Here is a 3,199-nt window from a genome sequence, read left to right as displayed (position 1 = left end):
AACACAGTGGACGCGAGCAACTGAGGACAAGCCCTCGGCCTATTAGTACCAGTCAGCTCCACCCGTCACCGGGCTTCCACATCTGGCCTATCAACCCAGTCGTCTACTGGGAGCCTTAACCAATCAAGTTGGTGGGAATACTCATCTCGAAGCAGGCTTCCCGCTTAGATGCTTTCAGCGGTTATCCCTCCCGAACGTAGCCAACCAGCCATGCCCTTGGCAGAACAACTGGCACACCAGAGGTTCGTCCGTCCCGGTCCTCTCGTACTAGGGACAGCCCTTCTCAATATTCCTACGCGCACAGCGGATAGGGACCGAACTGTCTCACGACGTTCTAAACCCAGCTCGCGTACCGCTTTAATGGGCGAACAGCCCAACCCTTGGGACCGACTCCAGCCCCAGGATGCGACGAGCCGACATCGAGGTGCCAAACCATCCCGTCGATATGGACTCTTGGGGAAGATCAGCCTGTTATCCCCGGGGTACCTTTTATCCGTTGAGCGACAGCGCTTCCACAAGCCACTGCCGGATCACTAGTCCCGACTTTCGTCCCTGCTCGACCCGTCGGTCTCACAGTCAAGCTCCCTTGTGCACTTACACTCAACACCTGATTGCCAACCAGGCTGAGGGAACCTTTGGGCGCCTCCGTTACTCTTTAGGAGGCAACCGCCCCAGTTAAACTACCCATCAGACACTGTCCCTGATCCGGATCACGGACCCAGGTTAGACATCCAGCACGACCAGAGTGGTATTTCAACGACGACTCCACAACCACTGGCGTGGCCGCTTCAAAGTCTCCCACCTATCCTACACAAGCCGAACCGAACACCAATATCAAACTGTAGTAAAGGTCCCGGGGTCTTTCCGTCCTGCTGCGCGAAACGAGCATCTTTACTCGTAGTGCAATTTCACCGGGCCTATGGTTGAGACAGTCGAGAAGTCGTTACGCCATTCGTGCAGGTCGGAACTTACCCGACAAGGAATTTCGCTACCTTAGGATGGTTATAGTTACCACCGCCGTTTACTGGCGCTTAAGTTCTCAGCTTCGCCAACCCGAAAGTCAGCTAACCGGTCCCCTTAACGTTCCAGCACCGGGCAGGCGTCAGTCCGTATACATCGCCTTACGGCTTCGCACGGACCTGTGTTTTTAGTAAACAGTCGCTTCTCGCTGGTCTCTGCGGCCACCCCCAGCTCAGGATGTAAAACCCATCACCAGGCGTGGCCCCCCTTCTCCCGAAGTTACGGGGGCATTTTGCCGAGTTCCTTAACCATAGTTCACCCGAACGCCTCGGTATTCTCTACCTGACCACCTGAGTCGGTTTAGGGTACGGGCCGCCATGAAACTCGCTAGAGGCTTTTCTCGACAGCATAGGATCATCCACTTCACCACAATCGGCTCGGCATCAGGTCTCAGCCTTAACGTGTGACGGATTTGCCTACCACACGGCCTACACCCTTACCCCGGGACAACCACCGCCCGGGCTGGACTACCTTCCTGCGTCACCCCATCGCTTACCTACTACAAGTCTGGTTCATCGGCTCCACCACTACCCTCAACTCCGAAGAGATCGGGCCGGCTTCACGGACTTAGCATCGCCTGATTCAGTATTGGGCGTTTCAAAGCGGGTACCGGAATATCAACCGGTTGTCCATCGACTACGCCTGTCGGCCTCGCCTTAGGTCCCGACTTACCCTGGGCAGATCAGCTTGACCCAGGAACCCTTAGTCAATCGGCGCACACGTTTCTCACGTGTGTATCGCTACTCATGCCTGCATTCTCACTCGTGAACCGTCCACAACTCGCTTCCGCGGCTGCTTCACCCGGCACACGACGCTCCCCTACCCATCCGTACTCCCGTTGGGGATACATGTACGAATGACACGACTTCGGCGGTACGCTTGAGCCCCGCTACATTGTCGGCGCGGAATCACTTGACCAGTGAGCTATTACGCACTCTTTCAAGGGTGGCTGCTTCTAAGCCAACCTCCTGGTTGTCTCTGCGACTCCACATCCTTTCCCACTTAGCGTACGCTTAGGGGCCTTAGTCGATGCTCTGGGCTGTTTCCCTCTCGACCATGGAGCTTATCCCCCACAGTCTCACTGCCGCGCTCTCACTTACCGGCATTCGGAGTTTGGCTAAGGTCAGTAACCCGGTAGGGCCCATCGCCTATCCAGTGCTCTACCTCCGGCAAGAAACACACGACGCTGCACCTAAATGCATTTCGGGGAGAACCAGCTATCACGGAGTTTGATTGGCCTTTCACCCCTAACCACAGGTCATCCCCCAGGTTTTCAACCCTGGTGGGTTCGGTCCTCCACGAAGTCTTACCTCCGCTTCAACCTGCCCATGGCTAGATCACTCCGCTTCGGGTCTAGAGCGTGCAACTCAAACGCCCTGTTCGGACTCGCTTTCGCTACGGCTTCCCCACACGGGTTAACCTCGCTACACACCGCTAACTCGCAGGCTCATTCTTCAAAAGGCACGCAGTCACGACGCACCGAGCAAGCTCGATGCGCGACGCTCCCACGGCTTGTAGGCACACGGTTTCAGGTACTATTTCACTCCGCTCCCGCGGTACTTTTCACCATTCCCTCACGGTACTATCCGCTATCGGTCACCAGGGAATATTTAGGCTTAGCGGGTGGTCCCGCCAGATTCACACGGGATTTCTCGGGCCCCGTGCTACTTGGGTGTCTCTCAAACGAGCCGTCAATGTTTCAGCTACGGGGGTCTTACCCTCTACGCCGGACCTTTCGCATGTCCTTCGCCTACATCAACGGTTTCTGACTCGTCCCACGGCCGGCAGACCGTGAAAGAGAGATCCCACAACCCCGCATGCGCAACCCCTGCCGGGTATCACACACATACGGTTTGGCCTCATCCGGTTTCGCTCGCCACTACTCCCGGAATCACGGTTGTTTTCTCTTCCTGAGGGTACTGAGATGTTTCACTTCCCCTCGTTCCCTCCACACTGCCTATGTGTTCAGCAGCGGGTGACAGCCCATGACGACTGCCGGGTTTCCCCATTCGGACACCCCCGGATCAAAGCTCGGTTGACAGCTCCCCGGGGCCTATCGTGGCCTCCCACGTCCTTCATCGGTTCCTGGTGCCAAGGCATCCACCGTGCGCCCTTAAAAACTTGGCCACAGATGCTCGCGTCCACTGTGCAGTTCTCAAACAACGACCAGCCACCCATC

Annotated in this window: 1 rRNA gene; it reads right to left on the bottom strand. The window is 56.7% G+C overall.

From position 1 onward, the window contains the following. Nucleotides 1-22: 22 nt before the first annotated feature. Nucleotides 23-3,147: ribosomal RNA gene (locus ACIQGQ_RS37105) — 23S ribosomal RNA — on the bottom strand. Nucleotides 3,148-3,199 lie beyond the last annotated feature (52 nt).

This window comes from Streptomyces sp. NPDC092952 (assembly GCF_044754785.1).
Classification (GTDB): Bacteria; Actinomycetota; Actinomycetes; order Streptomycetales; family Streptomycetaceae; genus Streptomyces.
The sequence above is the reverse complement of the archived record's forward strand: the minus strand, read 5'-3'. Positions and strand labels throughout refer to the sequence as shown.